The sequence below is a fragment of the Exiguobacterium sp. s127 genome (assembly GCF_018618695.1).
Lineage (GTDB): Bacteria > Bacillota > Bacilli > Exiguobacteriales > Exiguobacteriaceae > Exiguobacterium_A > Exiguobacterium_A oxidotolerans.
This window is the reverse complement of the sequence record NZ_JACSMO010000005.1, coordinates 15,222-39,359: the sequence shown is the minus strand read 5'-3', so window position 1 is coordinate 39,359 and position 24,138 is coordinate 15,222. Positions and strand designations below refer to the sequence as shown.

The window sequence follows — 24,138 nt, the reverse complement described above, 5'->3', positions numbered from 1 at the left end:
CTTGAACGCTCCTTCGTCTAACGAATTTTTGCACTACCACTTAGTCTTTACCACAATTCAAGCAAACTTATGTCAAGAAAACATATGAAAATATTGACCACTTAGTGTCCATTTTTGAGTACGGATGCTATGCTCATCTTACATGTCAAAAAAGGAGGAATTGTATCGTGTCTTCTTCATTCCAAGCAGGAATCAAAGCCTGTTTACCAACTGTTCTCGGTTATCTCGGAATCGGCTTTTCTGCCGGCATCGTCGGTCGTGCCTCCGGTTTATCCCCTCTTGAAGTCGGATTCATGTCCGTCTTCATTTACGCCGGTGCCGCCCAGTTCATCATCACAAGTCTTTTATTATTGAATAGTCCCGCTTCTGCCATCATCCTGACGACGTTCATCGTCAATCTCAGGCACTTATTGATGAGTCTGACGCTTGCACCGCATGTTGAGACCCGGCATATCCGTGATCGGATCGGCGTCGGGACATTACTGACAGATGAGTCGTTCGCTGTCGCGATGAATACTGCGCAAAAAGGAACGCTTTCCCCGTCTTTCATGCACGGCTTGAACCTGACTGCGTATCTCAGCTGGATCGTCGCAACTGTTCTCGGAGCACTCGTCGGCAGTTGGTTCCCTGATCCGGAGCGCTTCGGTCTCGACTTTGCCCTGACGGCGATGTTCATCGGCTTATTGTACTTACAGTTCGAAGGAGAACGTTCCCGCATTGCCGTGAACAGTTGCCTCTTACTGATCGTCTTACTATTGCTTTACATAACCATGCGCTACTTTTCTCCAGAAGTCGCCGTTCTTTGCGCGACGCTCGGTGGTGCAAGTATAGGAGTCGTGATCACACGATGGAAATCCGTCCAGAATTAATCGCTCTTTTTTTAGCTTGTGGACTCGTCACTTGGATTCCACGCGTCTTACCGTTTCTTGTCCTTCATGGACTGACGTTACCACGCCTCGTAACGGAATGGCTCTCCTTCATTCCGGTCTGCCTGCTTGGTGCCCTCTTTTTTCAAAATCTACTCATCGCGCAAGACGACGCGTTTCCGACGATTTCGACGCTTCATGTCTTCGCAGCACTACCGACGATGGCGGTGGCAATTTTCAGCAAAAGTCTATCCTGGACGGTCGTGACCGGTGTCGTCACCATGGCATTTCTACGATTGTATCTGTAAGCACTTCATTCATCTTTAACATGTTTCGATGCATCCTTTGTGTTATCTTTAAAATAGAAATTAATGGATAGTGAAGGAGGTCCTGATGTGCCGAATAAGCAGTTTGTATCCTATTTAATATTGCTGTGCGCGATTTTTCTGATCGCGAGTCAAATGGATATCCCCTATATGCTAAAACAAGGACTGGTCGCGTTGTACGTCGTCGCCTATTTCGGCGCGATGGTTGTTTCTCGCAAAATGAAAGTCAGGGCTCACAAACAATGACTCGAAAAAATCTCCTCTGGTCTTGAGAGACTGGAGGAGATTTTTGTGTTCACGTATTTGCTTGTACGTCCTGATAATCCGATTGATGTTCAAACTCTTTTTTCGCAAACGGACATAACGGCAGTAGCTTGACGTTAACTTCCCGTGCCCAGTTGACGATTTCGGCAACGAGTTGTTCGCCGATTTGCTGGTTCCGGTGCGCGGGATCGACATATGTATGATCGATGATCCACATGCCGTTGTTCGTGTCGCTGTAGGTGATTTCTCCAATCACTGCACCTTCCTGATGGGCTTCGATTTTACGTTCTGCTCGTTTCAGTTCCATTTGCTTCCCTCCGTTCATAAGATAAAGCACCACTTGGACAGCCATCAATCACACGCATGACTTCTTCTGCTTCCGCACGGTTCGCTTCAATCCATAGTCATTTTTTGACATCGAACACGTTAGGCAGGCTCTTGACGCAGTGACCGGAATGAATGCACACTTCTGGATCAAAGTAGACAGTCACGTCTTTTCCCTCATAGCCTTTCTTCATATGGAACGCCTCCTTAGTATATTTTTCTATTCCCTAAATAGACGCATGCACCTTTCGAAAATCAAAAAATTAATAAAATCACAAAAATGTAAGCATCCATCAATTGAATTCTCACAAAAAACGCCCGAAATAAATTCAGACGTTCCAGGCTGTAGATAAACTCTAATGAAAGGTTTATACCGATATGCTTGCGTGTTGCACTTTCCTGTCTCGTCTCATCTTCAAAACGGCTGCACGACGGTCTAAAAAGCATCTCTCTTCCGTTGACTCCTACGGGAAAAAGTGCGTTTTTAACGCACTGTCAGAGGCAGGCAAGACCCTGCTCATTGTCCGAGAGGATAAAGGAGCAACGGCTTGCGCCTCGCCCGAGGAAGCAACGGAAAAGAGAGATGCTTTTATCACTTTATGTTGCTTTGTCCACACGCTAAAAAACGCCCGAAATAAATTCGGGCGTTTCCAGTAGACTTAGAACAAGACCATGTACTGATCGCGTTCCCATTCCGTGACTTGTGTCCGGAACATATCCCACTCGATTTCTTTGAGCTCAACGAAGTGTTCCGCGATGTGATCGCCGAGTGCGTGCATGACGACGTCATCTGCTTTGAGTACTTCGAGTGCATGGCTGAGTGTTGATGGTAAATCATCGATGCCGTTCGCAACACGTTCTGGTTTGTCCATGACGTAGATGTTACGGTCGATTGGTGCAGGTGCTTGCAAGTTGTTTTTGATTCCGTCAAGACCTGACGCAAGCAATGTCGCAAGTGCAAGGTACGGGTTAGCCGCCGGGTCAACTGAACGAACTTCGATTCGAGTTGAAAGACCACGTGCAGCAGGAACTCGGACGAGCGGTGAACGGTTACGGGCTGACCATGCGACGTAGCAAGGTGCTTCATAACCAGGAACAAGACGTTTGTACGAGTTGACTGTCGGGTTACAGACAGCTGTGAAGGCACGAGCGTGCTTCAGGATACCTGCTGTGAAGGCGCGTGCATCGTCAGAGAGTTGCATGTTGCTGTTCTCTTCGTCGAAGAAGACGTTTTCGTTTCCTTTGAAGAGGGACATGTTCGCATGCATACCTGAACCGTTGACACCGAAGAGCGGTTTCGGCATGAATGTCGCGTGCAAGTTATGTTTCGCAGCAATCGTCTTAACGACGAGTTTAAACGTTTGGATGTTATCGGCAGTCGTGATCGCATCCGCATATTTAAAGTCGATTTCGTGTTGACCCGGTGCGACTTCGTGGTGTGACGCTTCGATTTCAAAGCCCATGTTTTCGAGCTCGATGACGATTTCTTTACGGCAGTTCTCACCGAGATCGACAGGTGCGAGGTCGAAGTATCCACCTTGGTCGTTTAATTCAAGTGTCGGGCGACCGTTTTCATCCTTTTTGAAGAGGAAGAATTCCGGTTCTGGTCCGACGTTGAATGAAGAGAAACCAAGCTCTTCCATTTCTTTAAGTACGCGTTTCAATTGACCACGTGGATCACCTGAGAACGATGTGCCATCTGGATTGTGAATGTCACAAATGAGACGTGCGACTTTACCTGTTCCATCTTCAGTCCATGGGAAGACAACCCATGTATTTAAGTCTGGGAAGAGATACATATCTGATTCTTCGATCCGGACGAATCCTTCAATCGACGAACCATCGAACATCATCTTATTATCAAGTGCCTTCTCCAATTGACTTACTGGAATTTCAACGTTCTTGATTGTACCGAGGATATCTGTGAATTGTAGACGAATAAACCGTACGTCCTCAGCTTTAGCGATTTTCATAATGTCTTCTCGTGTAATGTTGCGGCGTGTCATGTAACAGTTCCCCTCTCCGATTCTGTTTTTCATATATGGTAACAGGTACTTACTTGAAGAAACGCCCGAGCTCACCTTGGATGAGCGACGTTTTTCCAGGTTGACCTGCTTCCTTCAGTTGATTTTTCAGGAGTTTATACAACTCTCCATCGGATAGTTCCGGACGTGTCTTGACGACCGTCTCCGCAACGCGTTCTCGTTTGATGAGATCATTGTCAAAAATCATTTTAATCCCTGCGATATTCAGTCCCTGATCCAAATATTCCTTGATCGACAGTAAACGATCCACATCGTTGAACGAGTAGAGGCGGCGTTTCGTCTCTGTCCGTTCCGGTTTGATCAGTCCCTGTTCTTCATAGTAACGGATCTGCCGGGCAGATAACGCGGTCAACTCTTGAACGACTCCGATCGGAAACAGTGGCTTGGACTGTCGTGTTACGTCTGCCATGTCGTTCCTCCTTTTTCCTTACTCCATGAGAATAAACCTCTGTGAGGCAAGTTGTCAAGCTATGTCAGGAAAGTTAACACAACTTTCCCACAAGTCAGACAACCTGTCATCAAAGGTCTTTTCACAGTTTGTAATTATTTTAAACCCGCGTTTGCGGAAGCAATTGTTTTTCCATCAAATGGTCGACGGCAGAAATGATGGCGATTTTGACGTGACTAAATGTCAACCCGCCTTGGACGTAAGCCGTATAGGGCGCACGAATCGGTCCGTCTGCCGACAATTCGATCGACGACCCTTGGATGAATGTCCCTGCTGCCATGATGACATCATCCGCATATCCGGGCATATAGTCCGGAATCGGTAAAGCATGAGCATTGACCGGTGACGCCGCTTGAATCGCCTGACAAAAGGCAATCATCGGTTCCGGGGCATGGAACGAGACCGATTGAATCAAATCCGTCCGCTCTGCTGCGTAATGCGGTGCCGTATCGAAACCGAACTGCTCCATCATGCTCGACGTGAACATTGCCCCCATCAATGCCTGGCTGACCGTGTGCGGCGCCATATAGAAGCCTTGATACATGTCTTGGAGCGAGTAGAGCGACGGTCCCGCTTCCGCGCCGATGCCCGGAGTCGTCATTCGGAACGATGCCCGTTCGATCAAGTCCGTCCGTCCGACGAGGTAGCCGCCAGTTTTCGCGAGACCCCCACCCGGATTTTTAATCAGTGAGCCTGCCATCAAGTCAGCCCCGACGTGGGTCGGTTCCATCGTCTCGACGAACTCGCCGTAACAGTTGTCAACAAAGACGATGACGTCCGGATGGACGGCTTTAATCGTCGCAATCGCGTGACCGATTTCTTCGACCGGTAAGCTGCGCCGTGTCGCATAACCTTTCGACCGTTGAATCCCGACGACTTTCGTCTTGCTTGTGATCCGGGCGAGAACGGCATCGATATCAATCGTCTCCGCCTGTTTCATCTCGACGACATCATAGGTGACACCGAGTTCTTTTAGCGAGCCCCGCCCGTCACCCCGGATGCCGACGATTTCTTCGAGCGTGTCGTACGGTTTGCCTGTGATATACAGTAATTCGTCTCCCGGCAAGAGTAACCCGAACAACGCAATCCCGATCGCATGGGTCCCACTGATAATTTGCGCACGGCAAAGTCCGGCTTCTGCACCGAAGACGTCGGCATAAATCCGTTCGAGCGTATCGCGCCCTTCATCGTTATAGCCGTAACCTGTCGACGGCATGAAGTGAAAATCGCTGACTTTGTGTTTCCGGAACGCGTTCAAGACGCGAAACTGATTGTATTCCGCGATTTCTTGCGTCCGTTTGATCCCGGGAGCGATTCGCGTCTCCGCCGTCTCGATGAAGGGACGAATCGTTTCATAATGCGTTAATTCTGTAAACATGCTTACACCTCGTATTGTTTCAATGTCGAGTAGAGACGCGTGTCTTTACGCAAGTACCCTTTGAGCGTGACCGATCCATCCTCTTCATATTGTTCTTTTAAATTCATCATGACTTCTTTTGCCGGGTTGTAGTGGGCAAACGCCTCGACCGGAATCCGGATTTCGAGATATTCCAAAATCTCACTGATCGACTTTTCGATTTCGAGCGTTAACCGTTCGATATCAGTCGGATTGAGTGCTGAAATCAGCAATTTTCCGCCGGCGAACAAGTCTGTCAACTGGTCTTTTTTATTGAAGACTTCGAGTTGCGGAATATCACCCGCTCCGAGCTCATCGAGGACATCGTTCGTCGTCTGCATTTGGTTGAGATAATGTTCACTCGAAGCATCAATGACATGGAGGATTAAATCGGCTTCAAGCACTTCTTCCAGCGTCGAACGGAAGGCAGCAATCAGTTTCGTCGGAAGGTCCTGGATGAAACCAACCGTATCCGTCAACAGGATTTGTCCGCCTTCCGGTAAATCGAACTGACGTGTCAATGGATCGAGCGTCGCGAACAATTCATTTTTTTCATACGTGTCAGCATGCGTCAAGCGATTGAAAATCGTCGACTTCCCGGCATTCGTATACCCGACGAGCGCGATTTGGAACGTCTGATTTTCTTTACGGCGTTCCCGGTAACGCGCTCGGTGTGCGACCGATGTTTCGAGCTGTTTCTTGATTTCATCGACACGGCGACGGATGTGTCGACGGTCCGTCTCAAGTTTCGATTCACCCGGACCACGTGTCCCGATTCCGCCACCAAGACGTGATAGTTGCGTTCCTTGTCCACTGAGACGCGGTAACAAATAACTCATTTGCGCGAGCTCGACTTGAAGTTTCCCTTCCCGTGACTGAGCACGCCCGGCGAAGATATCGAGAATCAATTGGGTCCGGTCAATCAATTTGATCGATTCCGGGTCTTCAAGTGCAATCCGGATGTTCTTCATCTGACCGGGTGTGACTTCTGCATTAAAAATAATTAAATCCGGTTCGAGTTCTTCCGCTAGCGCGACCAGTTCCTCGACCTTCCCTTTTCCGATAAATGTACGCCGATCGACTGCCTGCCGTTTTTGATCGAGTCGTCCAACGACGACCCCGTGCGCAGTCGTGACGAGTGCTTCAAGCTCCGCGACCGATTCTGCATAAATATGGTCTGCCACATCGGGGAGCTGACAACCGACGACAATAACGCGTTCTGACATAAAATCATTCCTTTCAAGATAAAGACATTCTGCGTCCCTAATCATACCACACGCCGCTATCCGTCTGAACTTTTTTGGACAGGAAACATTCGTTCGGTTTATGATAAGAATAACAAGGTTGAAGGAGGCGGAACATGGCACGCGAACGACTGGATTATACGTTGCCCGAGTTCATCGAACGGTATCTCCTCTATTTAACGGTCAGCGGTCGACAGGACTCGACCGTCCGACGCTACCGTTATGATTTAATCGAGGTTCACCGGTACATGACGGAAGTCGACCAACCGCTCGAGACGATTGATGATTTCAAAGCAATTTCGCTCGATGCCTGGAAGACATTCATCAACGAATACTTGATCGAAGAAAAACTCTATAAACAAGCGACGGTCGCCCGGATCGTCACCGTCATCAATCAATTGAACTATCAAATCCGACAATCAAAAGCAAAACTAATTGAGTATGCCCAGCCGACCCATGAGCTCGGTCCACACCATGTCGCGTCGCAGAAAGAATATGACCAGTTGATCCGGACGAATCAGTCCGACCGCGGTTTGACCGATCATCAGCTCGTCGCCCGCCCGTACTTGATCGACCGCAATGAATTGATTTTACGGTTGTTCTACCGGTACGGACTACGCGTTCACCACATCATCGGGCTGAAGATGCAAGACCTCAATTTTGCCCAGCAAGAGATGCTCGTCCACGACCGGCTCGGGAACACGTACAAATTGCATATCGAGCGTGAGGATCAGGACGTCATGCTCCGTTACTTGAAGACCGTTCCGGAACCCGTCCGTCCACGTTATCATACAACGGACCCGTTTTTCGTCGCCTTCGACTTCGCCCGGATGACGTTCCGCTGGCTCTATAGTAAAAATGCGCCGAAGCAGCTCTCGATCGTCATGATCACGAAAATGATGCGGCAACTCAATGAACGGTCGGATAACAAACGATTGATCACCCCGTCGATGCTCCGTAACAGCTTCATCTTGAAAACGTATGTCGACGAGATGACGACAGAAGACCGCCTGACGAAGACATGTCTCTATAAAGACGTCTCGTTAAGACGATACGCGGAAGCATTTGAAGAATTAAAAGAGTTATTATGATGAATGTGCTGTAAAGGCAAATGGTACAAGACGCCGGCATCTTTTTCTTGTACCATTCGTCATCCTCCACAAAAAAAGATGAAGAGTCACTTCGCAGTGACCTTTCATCTAAATGGATTGCATTTCTTACAAGATGGCCCCCGCGGCCGTCTTGTTTAACGCGATACTTCTTCCGTTTCCTCTTGTTCGTACAACGTCACGTTACGTGCCGGCGCGAACGTCGAAATGGCATGCTTATAAATCAGTTGTTGTTTTCCTTCTGATTCTAGGATTACCGTGAAGTTATCGAATGATTTGATTAATCCCCGTAATTGATACCCACTGATTAAGAAGACGGTTGTTGGAACCGCATCTTTTCGTAATTGATTTAAAAAATAGTCTTGAATGTTGTATGTCGCTTTCATAAGACCCCGTGCCCCCTCTATTTTATCTGTTTCTGTCTTCAGGCCAGTCCGAGTTAACCGCTTTCAGAAACCCTACTGTTCTATCATAGATAATTTTGAAGTTTTGTTCAAATGAAATCGTTCCCATTTCTACCCAAACGCCATCAAATTGATGACGGAACCAGGTTAACTGCCGTTTTGCGAAGCGTCGCGTGTTACGTTTGAGCTGTTCGACCGCCGGTTCAAGTGGCGCGCCACTCAAAACAGGGACGATTTCCTTGTAGCCGATTGCTTGCATCGCTTTCGTATCGGCGAAGCCGGCGTCAACAAGCTGCCGGACTTCCTCGACGAGTCCCTGCCCCACCATCAAATCGACCCGCTCATTGATTCGGTCATATAAGCGATCCCGGTCGTCCATATGTAAGACGAACAGCAAGCTCTCATATAAGCTCGGTTCACTACCGGACGTTTGTGTCTGTCCACTCTCGGCGACTTCAATCGCCCGGACGACCCGTTGCACATTGTTCGGATGAATTTCCTCTGCCCGATTCGGATCGAGTTGACGCAAGCGTTCATGGAGTGCGACTACGCCTTGCTCCGCTGCAAATTGTTCCAGCTCCTGCCGCAATTCTTTATTTTCCGCTTGTGCTGTAAATTGATAGTCATACAAAATCGCCCGGATGTATAACCCGGTCCCGCCGACGATGATTGGCAATTTCCCTCGACCTGCAATGTCCGCAATCGCCTGACGTGCCAGCGTCTGAAAACGAGCAACACTCATCTCATCATCCGGATTGACAAGGTCGAGCATATGATGCGCTACACCGTCCATTTCTTCTTCTGTCACTTTCGCTGAACCGATGTCCATTCCTTGATAGACCTGAACGGAGTCACCGGAGATGATTTCACCATTCAAGCGCTTCGCTAATTCTATACCTGTCTTCGTTTTTCCGACCGCAGTCGGACCGACGATGACGATGACTGGTTGTTTCACTATGCATCACCATTCCTACACTGATCATTTTTGATGTCAGTGTACCATAATTCACAATTCTGCCGTAGCCGTTTTAAGACAAAAAAAGAGCACCTATCCTGAAGAAAAAGGACATGTACCCTATTTGTTACGAAAAAAATATTAGACACGACGAATGAAGTCGTCATAAATTGCGCTGAATACACACCATCCGCAAATCACTAACCCTGTCAACATAATACCCCAATCTGCCATCATAGCCCCTCCTCTTTTATCTGTTATCTACCTTTTTACAATTTGCGACAACTGTAAACCCATTCGAGCATGTTTGACACCAATTAATGGAATCGCTATGATTAAGATACGATTGGTACGTAGCGCGGAAGTTGACCTGCATCGGCTTTCCATTAGAGGCTCTGCCTCTCGATTCCAAGTGACGGGCTTGCCCGTTGCGAAAACCCCCTGTTCCGAGTTCGGGACAGGGGGTTTTTTATTAATACATATCTTTTTGCGTAAAGTTCCAAAAGGCGATTCCAAGTGTCGCGACTGTCCAACAGCCAAGGACGGCAAGCGAGAATGGCAACGTCATGCCTTCAATCGGTGGTGCTTGACCATCCAGATAATTGATTAGTCCAAAGTTGACGTTAACGAGGTATTTCGAACTTGTCCAGCTCGAACCGAGTGTCGTCAACAATGTTCCGGAAATCAAGACTGCCATCATGATGCCAATCCCGGTCGCCGTATTCTTGACGAGGACAGAGACCATCAACGCAATCGTTCCGACGACGGCTGTGACGATCCAGGCGAGACCGATTGCCATCAGGAGGTATTCCCACATCGGAATCGTATGCACGAATTCGGTCGAGAACGTCCCGCTCGGCGATGCTTGGAACCCGGTCAAAATCGGGGCGGTCCAGCCGTCATACCCGAGGACGATGCCGGAAATCGCGTAACAGACGAACGCGGTCAATGCCATCAGCATCGAGGTATAGAGTAAAACCGTGATCCATTTCGCCATCAAAATTTTCCAGCGCCGGACCGGTCGCGACAGAAGCGTCTTGATCGTTCCGTCGTTTTGCTCCCCGCTGACGATGTCCGCCATGATGACGATGATGAAGAGCGGTAAGATTAACGTTAATCCTTGTGAGAAGAAAATGCGGATGAACGTCGGCGCACCCGGATAGTTCGGATTGATATCATTATCGAGGTAGTATTGATTCTGTTTTAAATCAAATTCTAAAAACTGGCGGAACTCGTCTTGAATACTGCTCGAGGCCAGGCGATTCTGTGTATCGACGATGTCTTGTTGCAGTTCGACACGCCAATCGAGCGTACCTTGTTTCTTAATTTGTTCTTGGATGTCACGATACTGTGCATACGTAAACATCGACACAAGAACGACTAAAATGATCGCGACGACGGCGAAGCGCTTTTTCGAAGCAATTTTCGTCACTTCATTGCGGACGAGACCAAGCATGTTCGGATTACGCAATATGATCTCCCCCCGTCAAGGTGATGAAGAGATCTTCGAGCGTTTGGACTTTTCGTTCAATCGTCCAGACTTCGACGCCGGCTTCAAACAGCTGTTTATTGAGTGCCGGTGTCTTACTTGAATCCATCAATGTATGGACGGTATTCGCGTCAACGACTTCAGAGACCTGGACGTCTTCAGACGCGGATAAAATTTCATTTGCTTTGAAGGCATCATCGACCCGCCAGTCGACACCTGGAGCAAGCGACTCGACGAGCTCCTTGACCGTCCCGACTTGAACGATTTTGCCGTAACTCATGATGGCGACCCGGTCAGCGAGCATCTCAATCTCAGCCAGGATGTGGCTCGAGACTAAAACTGATAATCCTGTCTCATCAACGAGCTTCCGAATGAATTGCCGTAAATCACGAATCCCCATCGGATCGAGTCCGTTTGTTGGTTCATCGAGTATCAAAACACTTGGACGACCGAGCAAGGCTTGGGCGATTCCAAGGCGTTGACGCATCCCGAGGGAATACGTCCGGACTTGATCGTCGACCCGCGCCGTCAAGTCGACCAAGTCAATTACTTCTTGAATCCGAGCTTCATCGACATTCGGTAACATCCGGGCGAAGACACGCAAGTTTTCGCGCCCACTCAAATATTTGTAAAGCTCTGGGTTTTCAACGATCGAGCCAATCCGCTCCATCGCTTGAACAAATTGTTTGCGGACGTCAAAATCACAGACCGTGATTTTACCCGACGTCGGTTTAATCAATCCGACGAGCATCCGGATCGTCGTTGTTTTCCCTGCCCCGTTCGGACCGAGAAATCCAAAGACTTCACCTGGGAAGATTTCAAACGAAATGTTATCGATAATCGTTTTCTTTCCAATCACCTTCGTGACCGATTCTAATTTTACAGTTGGATTCACGTTTCTCACCTCTTATGGTCTATTCTAGCGGAATAATGAATGATTTGACTCGTCTAAGCACTTCAAAACCGCACATTTTCTAAAGTTTTGCTACAATCATCGTAACAGTAAAAGGAGGAACGATTCATGAAACGATATGCTTGGCCTTTATTTTTAAGCGTTTCGCTCATCTTGACCGCACTTTTCGGGTACGGATTTGCAAGCGCCTATAACGACGTCGTTAATCCACCAAAACGGGCGGTCTTGACACCAACGAAAGAAGAACCCGTTGCAAATGGCGGGACTTACGTCGCTTTAGGTGACTCGTTGACACGCGGCGTCGGTGCTTCGAACGGAAACAGTTATGCAGCAATCGTCGGTCAAGAACTTACAAAAGACAACACCGTCGAACGTTTCCAAAATCTCGCCGTCAGCGGAGCCCGGACGGAAGATCTACTGAAGCAACTTGAACAAAAAGAAGTCCTTCGCTCCCTTAGCCAGGCAAAAGTCATTTCGGTGACGATTGGCGGGAATGATTTGTTCAACCGTGGTGAAGGTGTCGCAAACTTTGATGCAAAAAAGACTGCTGATACGATTAAATCAGCTCAAACCAACTTGGAGAAGACCTTTAAAATCCTCCGAGATGAAAATCCGGATGCCGTCATCTTCTACGTCGGACTGTATAATCCTTTCCGTGCCAGTGAAAATGGGGAGGCATTTGACGCAATCGTCCAAAATTGGAATGCCGAGTCGCGTCAACTCGGACTCGAATATGATATTGAAGTCATCGATACTTTCAACCTAGTCCGTGACGTCAAACGCGATCTCTCAAGTGATCAGTTCCACCCGAATGATTCAACGTACGAACAAATTGCGAAAGCTTCCCTGCTCGCTGTAAATAAACGTTTTTAATTCAAAGAAAGCCGCCGAATCACATCGACTCGGCGGCTTCATTTCATTTCAGACGTTTGGCTAAGGCGATTAAGACCCATTGCAGCGGCAACCGTGTCCATAACGCCCAGGCCGGCAATTTTTTACCGTTGATGGGTTGTGGATTGACGGCCATGTTGACGTTCGCCGGTAAGACGGCATATAAAAAGCCAGGTAGTGTCTTGCGAACGATATCGACACCTTTACCTGTCAACAACATGAAGCCGTACAAAACTTCGATGATACCCGTCACTTGAACGAAAAACCGCTTAAACGGAATAAAGGACGGCATGATGCTGACAAATCCTCTTTCGTTTCGAAAATGACCGACCCCAGCAAATAATAATCCTCCACCGTACAACAAACGTAAAACATACTTCATGACTTCCATCTCCCCGTTGATATAAGTAAGAACCAAACTCAGTGTAACGGACGAACCCTTTTCGCTCAACTATAAGAAACTGTCGATCAATTGTGGGGAATGATGAGTCATTTTGGAAAAACGTCCGCAATTTCATTTTCAGTTTGGATATCTGATACAGTAAAAATAGAAATTGATACGGAAGGAATGGTCGATATGGCAGGAAAAACAAAACAACTTTTACCCGGACTGACAGGAGGCATCATCGGTGCCGTTTTGACGGCAACGATCGCCTTTCCACTTTTGATGGATCAAGAACAACAAGTTGCCGACACACCTCTTTCAAACGGGATGCCGAAACAAGTTTCAACGACGTCAAATGACCCTGTGACGAACGCCGTCGCATCCGCCCAAAAATCGGTCGTTACCGTCACGAACTACCAAACCGGTAACAGCATGACGCAAGAAGAAGCGGCGAGCGGATCTGGTTCCGGTGTCATCTATAAAAAAGCAGACGGAAAGGCCTACATCATTACGAACCACCACGTCGTCGACGGTGCCTCGAAACTCGAAGTGACATTAAACGACGGTAACACTTTGAGTGCAAAGTTACTCGGTAGCGACGCAACATACGATCTTGCCGTCCTCGAGGTCGACGCAAAAGACGTTCCCGCTGTCATCACGGTCGGAAAATCGGCTGACTTAAAAGCCGGTCAAACCGTGCTCGCCATCGGAAACCCGCTCGGTGAATTCCAAAACTCCGTCACACGTGGAATCGTCAGTTCAAATGACCGGACGGTCCCTGTCGATACGAACAGCGATGGGCAAGATGACTTCAATACGACCGTCATTCAGACCGATGCAGCCATCAACCCCGGTAACTCTGGTGGTGCCTTAATCAACGAACAAGGTCAGCTCGTCGGAATCAACTCGATGAAGATTGCTGAAACGGGCGTCGAAGGCGTTGGTTTCAGCATTCCGATCGACGATGCGCTGCCCATCCTAAAACAGCTTGAAACGACCGGTGAAGTCAAACATCCGACGCTTGGTGTCGCCTTGCAGGACGTTTCCGCCTTCCCGGCCGGTTATTTGCTTGATCAAGTCAAGTTGCCTGAATCCCAAAAAACCGGTGTCGTCATCATGTCAGTTGAACCGAACAGTCCGGCTGCCTCCGCGAAGCTGAAAACAGGTGACGTCATCACGAAAATCAACGGATCGGCGATTGAGAGTTTTGTCGACATCAAGACGGCGCTGATTAAATCGGACGGTGACATCACGTTGACGATTATCCGCGATGGTAAAACATCAACCGTTAAAACAACGACGACGACAACCGATCAGTTATAATCTTCCACATCAAGACGTTTCAATTGCCTCCCATATCGGGTATTGTTTTAGAACAATATCTTTGGGGGGCTCTCTTTATGTATGATTTGATCGGCATCGGGATTGGACCGATGAATTTAGGGTTGAGCGCACTCGCTCATCCAACACCATTACGGACACTTTTTTTTGATGAAAGCGAACAATTTTCATGGCATCCCGGGATGATGATTAAGGACTCGATGATGCAAACGAGTTTCATCTCTGACTTAGTTACACTTGCTGATCCGACGTCTTCTTTTACTTATTTAAACTACTTGCGTTCCATCAATCGTTTGCATACGTTTTATTTTTATGAAAAATTATTGATTTCGCGCCAAGAATACAATTCGTATTTGAAATGGGTCGCGACCCAACTCGATGACTTATGTTTTTCGACCCGCGTCATCGATGTTCAGGACACGGGTGATAGCTATGAGGTGCTTGTCGAAGACGTCAAGACGGGTGAACGGAAGACATATGAAACACGTAACGTCGTCATCGGAACAGGGTCTAAACCTTCAATTCCCGATACGTTTGATTCAAACGTCATTCACAACACGCAATATGTCATGGAAAAAGAACAGCTCCTGTCGAAAAATAAAATTTCCATCGTCGGATCGGGTCAAAGTGCAGCAGAAATTTTCCTTGATCTATTGACGAGCGACCGCTCGCCGGATCTCGAACTCGAGTGGATTTCACGTTCGACGATTTTTGAAACACTTGAGACCGGAAAACTCGGCGAAGAAATCTTTTCACCGAGTTATGTCACGTATTTTAATCAATTACCACTTGAAACCCGGCAAGAGGCCGTTTCGAAATTCACGCGGTCGCAAAACGGGATCAGTCCGGAAACCTTACAGGCCATTTACGAACACCTCTATGATTTGACGACGGATCAAAAAGACCGCGTCCAGATTCGCGCAAATCTTGAGGTCGAACAAATTACGCACGATACGTCATTTGCAATCAAAATGCGTCATACAGAACTCAACCAAGTCCGGACATCGAACACGGATGCCGTTGTCGCAGCAACCGGTTTCGTCCCGGCATTACCGCGCTTCATTGACCGATTGAACATCGAGTTCGAAGGTGAACAGGCTTGGAAAGTCGATGCGAATTACCGGGTCGTTCGTTCCATCGCAACAAATCATCAGTTGTACGCGACGACGAACTTAGAGCTTTCGCACGGTCCTGCCGCCGACAATCTAGGTATGTCGGTCTCGCGAAATCAATTGATTTTAAATGATGTCGCCGGGAAAGAGTTGTATCCTGTCGAACAGCATGCAACGTTTACGACGTTCGACTGACAAAAAAGTAGCTCGCCAAATATATGGCGAGCTACTTTTTAGCGTTTTTTCGTCAATTCAAGCGTTTCGAGTACAAGTAAGGTTGACTGCAACCGGCTATGCCCCGCTTTAGCGAGTAATAGATGAAACGCAAGCAACCAGTTGACTTCTTCGGAAAACCGATTCCGCGACCGTTCCCGGTCGACGACCCGTGTCACGTATATCAAGTCGACACGATCAGTCGAACGTAACAGGGCGAGTAGCGGGAATAGGCGTTCAAACATGCGAACTTCCCGTTTTTCAAGCATGTCCACCCAATTTTCAATCCGTTGTTTTTGTTCTGCTTGATTGTTTGACGTAGCAAGGATTTGAGCGGCAATCAATCGTTCGCTTGACGGTCCCATCCATTTACTGAGCCATTCTTCACTCGTCTTGACATCCTCGACGAAGGATGCGAGCAATTGTTTTTGGTCCATCAATGCTGCCGTGACGACGTATTGTTTCGTCACATTCAACCCCGGGCGTTCTGCTCGAAAGTGTTCGACGACCGGCAAAGCGTCCGTACCGCGCTGTCGATTCAAGAGCTCTCCAAGGGCAAAAAACGGGCGGACGGCTTTGTCTTTGATGAAGCGCCGTTTAATATGCTTTTCAGCTTCAATCACTTGCTCGACTAACTGTTCCGGTCGGTCGCTATAAAGTTGAAGTTGCGAAATCAGCAGTGGCGTATAACGACTTTGAAGTGCTGAAAAGCGTGTTGTCTTCCGTTTAATGGCATGCGCTAAGCGATCGTAGGCCGCCCGGTCGAACACGACGTCTTGAATCGTATACGATAAGGCAAAAAAACGGCGGAAGTCGTGGGACGTTTCCTCGCGGAGAATGGCATAGGTCTTATTGTAGTTTTCACAAAATAATCCGTACATCAAAGCGCCCTCCCTTCGGTTCTGTTTTCCCCTTTTCCTGACAAATCATTCCCGAATCTGACTATGCGCGTCGAAGTTCCTCAAAAGAAAAAACCGGGTTCACCTCGTCTTTCAAATGAAAAGACAGCCGGTACCCGGTTTTTAAAGGCATGTCAGACCCGTTGTTTTTCAAGTAACCGGGAGAAATAACCACCATTTTTAATCAATTCGTCATGTGTACCGTCTTCAATGATGCCCTCTTTCGTGACGACAAGAATCCGGTCCGCATTTCGAATCGTTCCGAGACGATGGGCAATGATTAAAGTCGTCCGGTTTTTCGAGAGTTCCGCGAGCGATTCTTGAATGATCGCTTCCGTCTCCGTATCAAGAGCAGATGTCGCTTCATCTAGAATCAATAGCGGCGGATTCTTCAAGAACATCCGGGCAATCGCCAGCCGTTGCTTTTGTCCCCCGGATAATTTCAAGCCCCGCTCCCCAATCTGCGTATCATACCCCTCCGGTAAATCAGCGATCATCTGTCCGAGATGGGCGCGCTCGGCAGCTACGATGATGTCTGCCCGCGTCGCTGTCAAATCGCCATAGGCAATGTTTTCGGCAACCGTCCCCGAAAAGAGAAAGACATCTTGTTGAACGATACCGATTTGTTGGCGGAGCGAAGCTTTTGTCATCTGCCGGACATCGATGCCGTCAATCGTAATCGCACCTTCTAAAACATCGTAAAAGCGAGGGATTAAGGAACAAATCGTCGTTTTCCCGGCACCCGACGTTCCGACGAAGGCAATTGTCTGACCGGGTTCAACGGACAGGTTGATATTTTTTAAAATCAATCGATCGGCTTCGTAGCCGAAACTAACATCATCGAACTCGATTGCACCATGCAGACGATCGACCGTGATTGCGTCTGGCGCATCCTTCAGCTCATCATCCTGATCAATCATTTCAGCGAATCGCTTAAAACCTGCCATCCCTTTCGGATAAAGTTCGAGAAGTGCCGTGATTTTGTCAATCGGTTTCAGCAAAATGTTCATGTAGAGAATGAACCCGACAAGTTCGCCGTAACTAAGGCGGCCGTTGTAACTTAAATAGGCACCGTACACAAGAACGGCGAGCGTCATCAGCCGCGTCGTCAAGTAAATACCGGACAGACTCGTACTCATAACTTTATAGGCATTAATCTTCGATTGACGGAACGTTGCATTGTCTTGCTCGAACCGTGCAACTTCATGGGCTTCGTTCGTAAACGACTGGACGACACGAATGCCTGAGACGCTATCTTCGACACGGGAGTTGACTTCGGCGATATTGCCGTACATCTTGTCCCACGAACGATTCATCCGGACGTTGGCGAAACTAATCAACCAAATCAGGAACGGAACAGCAATGACGGTAACGAGTGCAAGCGGCGCATTAATCGTCAGCATGATTGAGAAGGCACCGAGTAACGTCATCACGGCAATGAAGGCATCTTCCGGTCCGTGGTGAGCCAGTTCCCCGATATCGAACAAGTCATTTGTGATCCGGCTCATGATGTGCCCTGTTTTCGTGTTATCAAAAAAGCGGAACGACTGTTTTTGAACGTGTCCGAATAATTGGCGCCGCATGTCGGTCTCGATGTTGATACCGAGCTTATGTCCGAAGTAATTGACGACGAACTGCATCATCGTACTGATGACATAAAGCAACAGTAGACCGACACTGACTAAGATGATCCAGTTCAGCTCGCCTTCTGGCAACAAAGAATCGATGAACCACTGGACGGCAAGCGGAAACGCGAGCTCGAGTATACCGACGAATAAGGCTGACGAAAAATCGAGCCAAAACAAGCGTTTATGCGGTATGTAGTATTGATAAAATCGTTTTAACATTTGTAAACTCCCCTCCTAGCTAATACTAGTGTACAAGAAGACTCTAGATTAATCGCGCCTCAAAACACAGATCATTATTTTTGAAAATCAAAGTAAGTTTTTTCATAAAAAATATATTTTAAAAACAGGGGAATTAACATCTCATATGACAAAATGGTAACAACGATTCTATTCGAACCATTTTGGAAGGGAGTTACGCAACTTGAAAAAGACACTTCTCGCTTTGACGACGCTCGCGTTGGTCAGTTCAGCGACCGCGGCCGAAGCCGCCTCCACACAGTTAACGTTAACCGAAAATGTCAACATCCGAACTGCTGCCACTACTTCCGCACCCATCATTACGACCTTAAAAAAGGGTACAACGGTAACCGCTGTTAAAAAGTCAGGTTCTTGGTACGAAATTCGTTATCAATCGAAAAAAGCATTCATCACTTCGAGTTATGTGAAAGCAGCTACTGCTGCAAAAACGACGACAGCTAAAACGACGACAACAACGACTTACATAACGAATACAGCTGGTGTCAATGTTCGTGAGAAAGCGAGTACGGCTTCCAAAAAAGTCGGACAACTTACTAAAAATGCAGCCGTGTCCGTCAAAAAGAAAACCGGTTCTTGGTACCAAATCGTCTACAAGAAAAAGACGGCATACGTCCATGCCAGTCTCATCACTGCGAAAAAATCAACCGTCAAAACGACATCGAAACCACCAGTGACGACACCTGTCGCAACAGCCGTTAAAGCCGTCGATACGACCAAACAATATACAGTCAACGCAAGTGGCGGACTGAATGCCCGCTTAGCAGCATCGGCGTCGGCACAAATCTACAAAACGATTCCGAATAAAACGCTCTTGACGGTCACGGGTACGATTGACGCCTGGTATCAAATTAAGCTCGACGGAAAAGTCCTCTACGTCGCCGCGAGTTATGTTGCTGCATCAGCAAAAGAAACACCGCCTGCAACGAATGGCGTCTCGATCAATCCGGTCGACCAAGCCAAAACGTATACCGTCAATGCGCCGTCAGGTTTGAATGTCCGGACGGCACCAACAACCTCCTCACAAGTCTTCACCCAAGTTGCCCACGGTTCGAGCGTTCAGGTGATGGGTGAAACGACGGGTTCCGCTGCCGGATGGTACCAAATCAAAATCGGGACAGGTTACTATTATGTCGCGAAAAGCTACATTACGACCGGGACTGTTGCGACGACTCCGCCCGTAACACCGCCTCCTGTCTCGACTGTCCCTACTTCCGGTGTCATGGAACGGGCGATTTCAATCGGTCAACAGTATCTCGGGACACCGTACGTCTGGGGGTCGAGTAGCCCGATCAACGGCGGATTCGATTGCTCGGGTTTTATCAACTACACGTTGAATACGGCCGGTTACAAAGTCGGGCGGACGAACGTCAATGGCTACTGGAACAACGACCTGTACCTCGGTCAGAAGCTGTCGAAATTACGTCAGCCGGTCCGGGGAGATATCATCTTCTTCGAGAATACGTATGCCGCAGGTCCGACCCACATCGGAATCATGTTGAACAATGACCAATTCATCCATGCCAATACACCGTCACTCGGCATCAGTCGCCTGTCGGAAAAGTACTGGACTCAAAAATTACTGGGCTTTAAAGCCCTCTGATGCAACAGGATTGACTAAAAAAGTGCACTTTCCCCCTTTTTTCAGTCGAGACATAAGATCCGATTTCCTGCCCTTAGTGGACAGGAGGTCGGGTCTCTTTGTCTCTGACAGCGTAAGTTTTGCGTTTTTTTCTGCAGGCGTCGCGTGAAGCAAGCGCCTCCTTTTTTTCTTTTCGATAGGTATCTTAGATGTGCCGAGTGTTCATCCTCGACTCCTATGGGAAAAGGAAGCGCAATCCTCGCTTCCTGCCGGGTCTTCCGCCCATGGAAAGCGCGGACTCAAAAATCGTCTGGAGCGACTTTTGCGTCAGCCCTGTTTTTTACGATAATTCCGCTAAGATTTGCTCGATTTCTTGTTTGAATCGTCCCGGTGACAGTTGTTTCGTCATTTCTTCCACTTCTGCCTGACGGTCCACCCCTACCCCGGCGCGCATCGCTAATGCGAGCGCATATAACATCATCGCGTGATCGTATTCACCGCCAACTTGCCATAAATGTGCACCACGCCAAATGTTAGCGACTCCACTTTGGAGATCAAACGGGAGTGTCTCTTTTGAGTCATTCCATAAACACAGATAGATCTCGAAGTATCCGATGTAATGAATACACGCTTCAATGTTGACTTCAACAAGTCGTTCCCGCGCATACCGGACGCCTTCATAGTCCTCTCGGTGGACGGCAATCGTCCCCTTCGTCAACTCGACAAGAATCCGCTCGAATGCTGTTGCTTCCGTGAATAAAAAGAAATGTTCCAGTAATTCCAGTTCATGGTCGGCTGCCTCAAAGTCTCCGTCTAGACTTAAGAATAACGCCAGCAACCGGTGATAGTTACTGACGTCACTGTAGACGCCTTTTTCCCGCATATAACGGATGCCTTCCCGTAAAAAGTCAATCGACTGGCTCCAGTTGTCTTCGTTCACACTGACGCGGAGAGCCTGTAACATTTGATAGTCAAGAAACGTTTCATGTGCAAGTGGGACGTCCTGATGAATCATCATCGCATCCACCTTTCGGTACGCCTCTTCATAACGGCGCAGGAAAAATAAGAAATAGACTTTCGAGATTTGTACATTCATCTGTTCATCCCGTAATTCAAGCCGCTTGTAAATTTCCTCCGCTAAATCGAAATAATGTAAGCCCTGTTCCGTGTTCGAAAAACGTAATGCGTTTCCATGCATCTCATAGATTCGACCTTGCCAGTAAGAATCAATCGCCGGTTCTAAATAGGGTGCAAGCATGTCGGCGATCTGTTCTTCCGCATAATAGTCGTTTGTTCGTGCATTGATTTTTTCAATCAGCTGCTTCATTTCGATCGCCCGGGGATCAATCAACAACTCATCGATCGAGACATGCAGACGACGCGCAATTGCTTGTAACGCCGGTAAGGACGGCGTCGCCTTATCGTTCTCAATCATACTGAGCATCGATTTCGTCATGATGCCGTCTGCGACATCCGACTGCGTCATTTTTTTCGCTTTCCGTAAACTTTTAATTCGTTGTCCAAGCATGGCCGGCACCTCATTCTACTGATTAAGTTAAATTAAATTTAACTTTTATATTTACAAATATCTCCTGTTCCTCTAGTATAAAGGAAAGTTCAATTTAATTGAACAAAAAGGAGGAATCATGATGTCGAAAAATTTACAACGGCTCCTGTTCGGTAAGTTTTGTTCGTTGTTCGCAGCGAGTCTCTTTACGTTCGTCGCGGGTTTGACCGTATTACGGGAAACGTCATCCGGGCTGCAATTCGCGCTCGTCTTACTCGCCGGGACACTGCCACGGATTCTGTTGTCGCCCATTGCCGGAGTGCTGTCCGACCGCTGGAACCGAAAAAAAATCATCGTCACGACCGAGGCGACGAGTGCCGTCATACTCGCCATATTTGCAGGTTTCGCTACCTTTTTCCCGGTCCATACGATTCATTACATGATCGTCAGTGCCCTTTTAACGGCTCTTTCGACATTCCTCTCCGTTACCTTGATGAGTTCCCTGCCCCGCTTGCTTGACGATACGGAATTACAGCGTGGTAATTCCCTGATTTCAAGTATCAGTTCCCTTTCGTCGATCGTTGCTCCGATGCTGGCCGGTTTCCTGTTAGCCTTTGCACCAATCCACCTTTTCACCCTCTTACCGCTCAGCTTGTTTTCTCTCGCTGCGCTGTGGAACATGCGCCTGACGTTCCGCGTCATCCCCGCTGTTCATGAAGAAAGCCCGCCTTCGATGTGGGCAGACTTTCAATCCGGCTACCGTTATTTATTCAAACAACGGGTCCTGACGACACTCATCTTGATGGCACTTGTGTTGAATTTCTTTTTCATCGCCTTAGAAGTCATCTATCCCATCATTTTGCTCGATCGTCTCAACGTTACATCATTTCAGTTCGGAACGATTGAAGCCGCTTTAGGTGTGGGTCTTTTGCTTAGTTCGCTGTTGCTTGCGCTCCCCCGCTTTACGATTAAGCGTCCATTGATGACGTTGTTCCAGTCGGTTGCTTTGGTCGGGTTTCTATTCCTTTCCCCTTTATTACCGTTACTCGGTATCGTTCCGCCGAACTGGACATTTGCTTATTTTCTCATCTTCTCCTTCACGGTAGGGTTCATTATTCTCCGGTCAAACATTCCGATTCAACTGCTCGTCCAACGGCAAACCGATCCGGCTTACTTAGGGCGTGTCATCGGTGTCCTCGAATCACTCGCAATGGGCATTACACCAATCGGGATGCTGTTATTCGGCCTGTTAAGTGATTACGTCTCGCTCAATCTGATCCTCGCAATCAGTTCATCCGGCTTACTCGTGACGGTCGGAATCGGATTTTTCCACTTACGGCATGACGTCCGGGCAGAACGTCTTGCAAAAGATCAGATTCCCGAAACTGAAAAAACGTCCACCTCAGCAAGCTGAGATGAACGTCCGGATTGATTTAAACCGTTGCTTTGACCGCGTCCATAATGAGACGGAGTGATTGTTGTTTCGCTTCTTTATCGGCAATCATCGAAGCAATCATGACTTCGTCCGTTCCATATGAATCGGCGAGGTCTTGCAATTGACGGGCGACGTCTTCCGGATTTCCGACGATCATCCGTTTCCGGTTTTCGGCAATCCGGAATTGATCCTGGAACGAATACTGGTATGCCGCTGCTTCTTCCGGTGTCGGTGTGCCTGTTGATGAAACCCCTTTTTCGAGTAAGAGCAATGACAGATCAAGACTGGATGCCAACCGTTCTGCTTCTTCCGTCGTTTCGGCACACGTCACAAAAATCGAGACGAGTGTCTGCGGTGTCGCGTTGAATGATGTCGCCATGAAGTTATGACGGTAATAATCCATCACGTCTTGTCCGCCCTGTCCGTTGATGAAGTGGGCGAATGCAAAACCGAATCCGCGTTGTGCTGCATTTAACGCACTACCGCCACTTGATCCGAGCAACCACGCTTCCGGTGTCGTGTCGACTTCCGGTGTTGCGACGAGTCCTGCGAAACGGTGATCGGCCGGTGCGCCGTCTTTTAGGTAATCGACGAGATCGTCAAGCTGTGCGCCATAGTCCGCGCCGCCGAAGCGTGGCGACGAACCTTCTTGTAAGGCACGTGTCGCTAGCGGCATGCCGCCCGGTGCCCGGCCAAGCCCAAGGTCAATCCGGTTCGGTGCAAGCCCTTCGAGGACACGGAAGTTTTCCGCAACTTTGTAAGGACTATAATGAGGTAACATGACGCCGCCTGAACCAAGACGGATTTGTTTCGTCACCGCTGCCATGTAGGCAATCAAGACTTCCGGACTCGACCCGGCCAGTGTCTTCGCGAAGTGGTGTTCCGAAACCCACAGGCGTGTGTAGCCAAGTTCATCTGCTGTTTTCGCAAGATCGACTGTTTCTTGTAATGCTTCGGATGGGGTTTGCCCTTTTGAGACAGGAGATTGATCCAATATACTTAATTTCATCGTGTAAAACGCTCCTTTGAAGTGAAATTCATACTTAGACTGTACGCCTCGGAAACGACGGAATGCAATAAAACTGCTTCTTGATTCATTGATGACGT

Annotated in this window: 23 protein-coding genes and 1 pseudogene; 9 read left to right on the top strand and 15 right to left on the bottom strand. The window is 48.2% G+C overall.

Annotated elements, in window-relative coordinates; all coding sequences use genetic code 11:
• The first annotated feature begins 167 nt into the window (after positions 1–167).
• The 3 genes from KNP98_RS08105 to KNP98_RS08095 all read left to right on the top strand — a co-directional run bounded on the left by KNP98_RS08105 (position 168) and on the right by KNP98_RS08095 (position 1,438).
• The gene (locus KNP98_RS08105; RefSeq protein ID WP_088836756.1) at positions 168–869 is read left to right on the top strand and encodes an AzlC family ABC transporter permease; all 702 of its coding nucleotides are present in this window, start codon (positions 168–170) and stop codon (positions 867–869) included.
• Positions 848–1,174: an AzlD domain-containing protein gene (locus KNP98_RS08100; protein ID WP_088836755.1), complete on the top strand. Its 327-nt coding sequence runs from the start codon at positions 848–850 to the stop codon at positions 1,172–1,174. Before KNP98_RS08105 ends, KNP98_RS08100 begins: the two co-directional genes overlap by 22 nt.
• 87 nt (positions 1,175–1,261) lie before the next feature.
• Positions 1,262–1,438: a hypothetical protein gene (locus tag KNP98_RS08095; RefSeq protein WP_157898466.1), complete on the top strand. Its 177-nt coding sequence runs from the start codon at positions 1,262–1,264 to the stop codon at positions 1,436–1,438.
• Positions 1,439–1,487: 49 nt separating this feature from the next.
• On the opposite strand, the gene KNP98_RS08090 is transcribed toward KNP98_RS08095, so the two are convergent.
• From KNP98_RS08090 to hflX, 6 genes and pseudogenes are all read right to left on the bottom strand, one after another.
• A complete protein-coding gene (locus KNP98_RS08090; RefSeq protein ID WP_088836754.1) occupies positions 1,488–1,763 on the bottom strand; it encodes a GNAT family N-acetyltransferase in 276 nt (91 codons plus the stop codon).
• Positions 1,738–1,974 (bottom strand): annotated as a pseudogene (locus KNP98_RS08085) ((4Fe-4S)-binding protein). Before KNP98_RS08085 ends, KNP98_RS08090 begins: the two are co-directional and overlap by 26 nt.
• Positions 1,975–2,439: 465 nt before the next feature.
• Positions 2,440–3,786, bottom strand: a complete 1,347-nt coding sequence (gene glnA, locus KNP98_RS08080; RefSeq protein WP_088836751.1) for a type I glutamate--ammonia ligase — start codon at positions 3,784–3,786, stop codon at positions 2,440–2,442.
• A 49-nt stretch (positions 3,787–3,835) separates the two neighbouring features.
• Entirely contained in the window at positions 3,836–4,234 is a 399-nt protein-coding gene (locus tag KNP98_RS08075; protein WP_029333272.1) for a MerR family transcriptional regulator, read from the bottom strand.
• A gap of 139 nt (positions 4,235–4,373) precedes the next feature.
• Entirely contained in the window at positions 4,374–5,651 is a 1,278-nt protein-coding gene (locus tag KNP98_RS08070; RefSeq protein WP_088836750.1) for a methionine gamma-lyase family protein, read from the bottom strand.
• A gap of 2 nt (positions 5,652–5,653) precedes the next feature.
• Positions 5,654–6,895: a GTPase HflX gene (hflX, locus tag KNP98_RS08065; RefSeq protein WP_214811054.1), complete on the bottom strand. Its 1,242-nt coding sequence runs from the start codon at positions 6,893–6,895 to the stop codon at positions 5,654–5,656.
• A gap of 134 nt (positions 6,896–7,029) precedes the next feature.
• Between hflX and KNP98_RS08060 the strand changes: the two genes are divergently transcribed.
• Positions 7,030–8,004, top strand: a complete 975-nt coding sequence (locus tag KNP98_RS08060) for a tyrosine-type recombinase/integrase (RefSeq protein ID WP_088836748.1) — start codon at positions 7,030–7,032, stop codon at positions 8,002–8,004.
• Between the two features lie 155 nt (positions 8,005–8,159).
• On the opposite strand, the gene hfq is transcribed toward KNP98_RS08060, so the two are convergent.
• The 4 genes from hfq to KNP98_RS08040 all read right to left on the bottom strand — a co-directional run bounded on the left by hfq (position 8,160) and on the right by KNP98_RS08040 (position 11,765).
• Positions 8,160–8,408, bottom strand: coding sequence for an RNA chaperone Hfq (gene hfq, locus KNP98_RS08055; protein WP_029333264.1), 249 nt, complete (start codon positions 8,406–8,408; stop codon positions 8,160–8,162).
• 22 nt (positions 8,409–8,430) lie between these two features.
• Positions 8,431–9,384, bottom strand: a complete 954-nt coding sequence (gene miaA, locus KNP98_RS08050) for a tRNA (adenosine(37)-N6)-dimethylallyltransferase MiaA (RefSeq protein ID WP_088836747.1) — start codon at positions 9,382–9,384, stop codon at positions 8,431–8,433.
• 469 nt (positions 9,385–9,853) lie between these two features.
• Positions 9,854–10,852 carry an ABC transporter permease gene (locus KNP98_RS08045; protein WP_034801277.1) on the bottom strand — a complete coding sequence of 333 codons (999 nt, stop codon included), beginning with the start codon at positions 10,850–10,852 and terminating at the stop codon, positions 9,854–9,856.
• Entirely contained in the window at positions 10,845–11,765 is a 921-nt protein-coding gene (locus KNP98_RS08040; protein WP_029333260.1) for an ABC transporter ATP-binding protein, read from the bottom strand. The genes KNP98_RS08045 and KNP98_RS08040 overlap by 8 nt, the downstream gene beginning before the upstream one ends.
• 126 nt (positions 11,766–11,891) lie before the next feature.
• Between KNP98_RS08040 and KNP98_RS08035 the strand changes: the two genes are divergently transcribed.
• Positions 11,892–12,656, top strand: coding sequence for an SGNH/GDSL hydrolase family protein (locus tag KNP98_RS08035; RefSeq protein ID WP_214811053.1), 765 nt, complete (start codon positions 11,892–11,894; stop codon positions 12,654–12,656).
• 43 nt (positions 12,657–12,699) lie between these two features.
• Here KNP98_RS08035 and KNP98_RS08030 read toward each other — a convergent pair whose 3' ends face one another.
• Entirely contained in the window at positions 12,700–13,056 is a 357-nt protein-coding gene (locus KNP98_RS08030; RefSeq protein WP_088836745.1) for a DoxX family protein, read from the bottom strand.
• Between the two features lie 195 nt (positions 13,057–13,251).
• Between KNP98_RS08030 and KNP98_RS08025 the strand changes: the two genes are divergently transcribed.
• Together KNP98_RS08025 and KNP98_RS08020 are read left to right on the top strand one after the other, a co-directional pair.
• Positions 13,252–14,382, top strand: a complete 1,131-nt coding sequence (locus KNP98_RS08025; RefSeq protein ID WP_029333256.1) for a S1C family serine protease — start codon at positions 13,252–13,254, stop codon at positions 14,380–14,382.
• 77 nt (positions 14,383–14,459) lie between these two features.
• Complete coding sequence (locus KNP98_RS08020) at positions 14,460–15,707, top strand: lysine N(6)-hydroxylase/L-ornithine N(5)-oxygenase family protein (RefSeq protein WP_214811052.1); 1,248 nt, start codon at positions 14,460–14,462, stop codon at positions 15,705–15,707.
• A gap of 38 nt (positions 15,708–15,745) precedes the next feature.
• Here KNP98_RS08020 and KNP98_RS08015 read toward each other — a convergent pair whose 3' ends face one another.
• Both KNP98_RS08015 and KNP98_RS08010 read right to left on the bottom strand, forming a co-directional pair.
• Positions 15,746–16,606, bottom strand: coding sequence for a DUF4003 family protein (locus tag KNP98_RS08015; protein ID WP_214767366.1), 861 nt, complete (start codon positions 16,604–16,606; stop codon positions 15,746–15,748).
• 152 nt (positions 16,607–16,758) lie between these two features.
• Positions 16,759–18,471, bottom strand: coding sequence for an ABC transporter ATP-binding protein (locus tag KNP98_RS08010; protein WP_214801121.1), 1,713 nt, complete (start codon positions 18,469–18,471; stop codon positions 16,759–16,761).
• A gap of 202 nt (positions 18,472–18,673) precedes the next feature.
• Here KNP98_RS08010 and KNP98_RS08005 point away from each other — a divergent pair, with 202 nt between their 5' ends.
• The gene (locus KNP98_RS08005) at positions 18,674–20,110 is read left to right on the top strand and encodes a C40 family peptidase (protein WP_214811050.1); all 1,437 of its coding nucleotides are present in this window, start codon (positions 18,674–18,676) and stop codon (positions 20,108–20,110) included.
• 319 nt (positions 20,111–20,429) lie between these two features.
• Here the strand turns inward: KNP98_RS08005 and KNP98_RS08000 are convergent, their stop codons facing one another.
• A complete protein-coding gene (locus tag KNP98_RS08000; RefSeq protein WP_214801116.1) occupies positions 20,430–21,617 on the bottom strand; it encodes a helix-turn-helix domain-containing protein in 1,188 nt (395 codons plus the stop codon).
• Between the two features lie 121 nt (positions 21,618–21,738).
• Between KNP98_RS08000 and KNP98_RS07995 the strand changes: the two genes are divergently transcribed.
• On the top strand, positions 21,739–23,010 hold the full coding sequence (locus KNP98_RS07995) for an MFS transporter (protein WP_214771766.1): 1,272 nt from the start codon (positions 21,739–21,741) through the stop codon (positions 23,008–23,010).
• A 19-nt stretch (positions 23,011–23,029) separates the two neighbouring features.
• Here KNP98_RS07995 and KNP98_RS07990 read toward each other — a convergent pair whose 3' ends face one another.
• A complete protein-coding gene (locus KNP98_RS07990) occupies positions 23,030–24,040 on the bottom strand; it encodes an LLM class flavin-dependent oxidoreductase (protein WP_088836737.1) in 1,011 nt (336 codons plus the stop codon).
• Between the last annotated feature and the right edge of the window lie 98 nt (positions 24,041–24,138).

Coding starts and splice junctions, on each gene's coding strand:
- KNP98_RS08100 (WP_088836755.1), top strand. CDS start 848: ATGGAAATCCGTCCAGAATTAATCGCTCTTTTTTTAGCTTGTGGACTC.
- KNP98_RS08090 (WP_088836754.1), bottom strand. CDS start 1,763: ATGGAACTGAAACGAGCAGAACGTAAAATCGAAGCCCATCAGGAAGGT.
- glnA (WP_088836751.1), bottom strand. CDS start 3,786: ATGACACGCCGCAACATTACACGAGAAGACATTATGAAAATCGCTAAA.
- KNP98_RS08075 (WP_029333272.1), bottom strand. CDS start 4,234: ATGGCAGACGTAACACGACAGTCCAAGCCACTGTTTCCGATCGGAGTC.
- KNP98_RS08070 (WP_088836750.1), bottom strand. CDS start 5,651: ATGTTTACAGAATTAACGCATTATGAAACGATTCGTCCCTTCATCGAG.
- hflX (WP_214811054.1), bottom strand. CDS start 6,895: ATGTCAGAACGCGTTATTGTCGTCGGTTGTCAGCTCCCCGATGTGGCA.
- KNP98_RS08060 (WP_088836748.1), top strand. CDS start 7,030: ATGGCACGCGAACGACTGGATTATACGTTGCCCGAGTTCATCGAACGG.
- hfq (WP_029333264.1), bottom strand. CDS start 8,408: ATGAAAGCGACATACAACATTCAAGACTATTTTTTAAATCAATTACGA.
- KNP98_RS08035 (WP_214811053.1), top strand. CDS start 11,892: ATGAAACGATATGCTTGGCCTTTATTTTTAAGCGTTTCGCTCATCTTG.
- KNP98_RS08030 (WP_088836745.1), bottom strand. CDS start 13,056: ATGAAGTATGTTTTACGTTTGTTGTACGGTGGAGGATTATTATTTGCT.
- KNP98_RS08025 (WP_029333256.1), top strand. CDS start 13,252: ATGGCAGGAAAAACAAAACAACTTTTACCCGGACTGACAGGAGGCATC.
- KNP98_RS08020 (WP_214811052.1), top strand. CDS start 14,460: ATGTATGATTTGATCGGCATCGGGATTGGACCGATGAATTTAGGGTTG.
- KNP98_RS08015 (WP_214767366.1), bottom strand. CDS start 16,606: ATGTACGGATTATTTTGTGAAAACTACAATAAGACCTATGCCATTCTC.
- KNP98_RS08010 (WP_214801121.1), bottom strand. CDS start 18,471: ATGTTAAAACGATTTTATCAATACTACATACCGCATAAACGCTTGTTT.
- KNP98_RS08000 (WP_214801116.1), bottom strand. CDS start 21,617: ATGCTTGGACAACGAATTAAAAGTTTACGGAAAGCGAAAAAAATGACG.
- KNP98_RS07995 (WP_214771766.1), top strand. CDS start 21,739: ATGTCGAAAAATTTACAACGGCTCCTGTTCGGTAAGTTTTGTTCGTTG.
- KNP98_RS07990 (WP_088836737.1), bottom strand. CDS start 24,040: ATGAAATTAAGTATATTGGATCAATCTCCTGTCTCAAAAGGGCAAACC.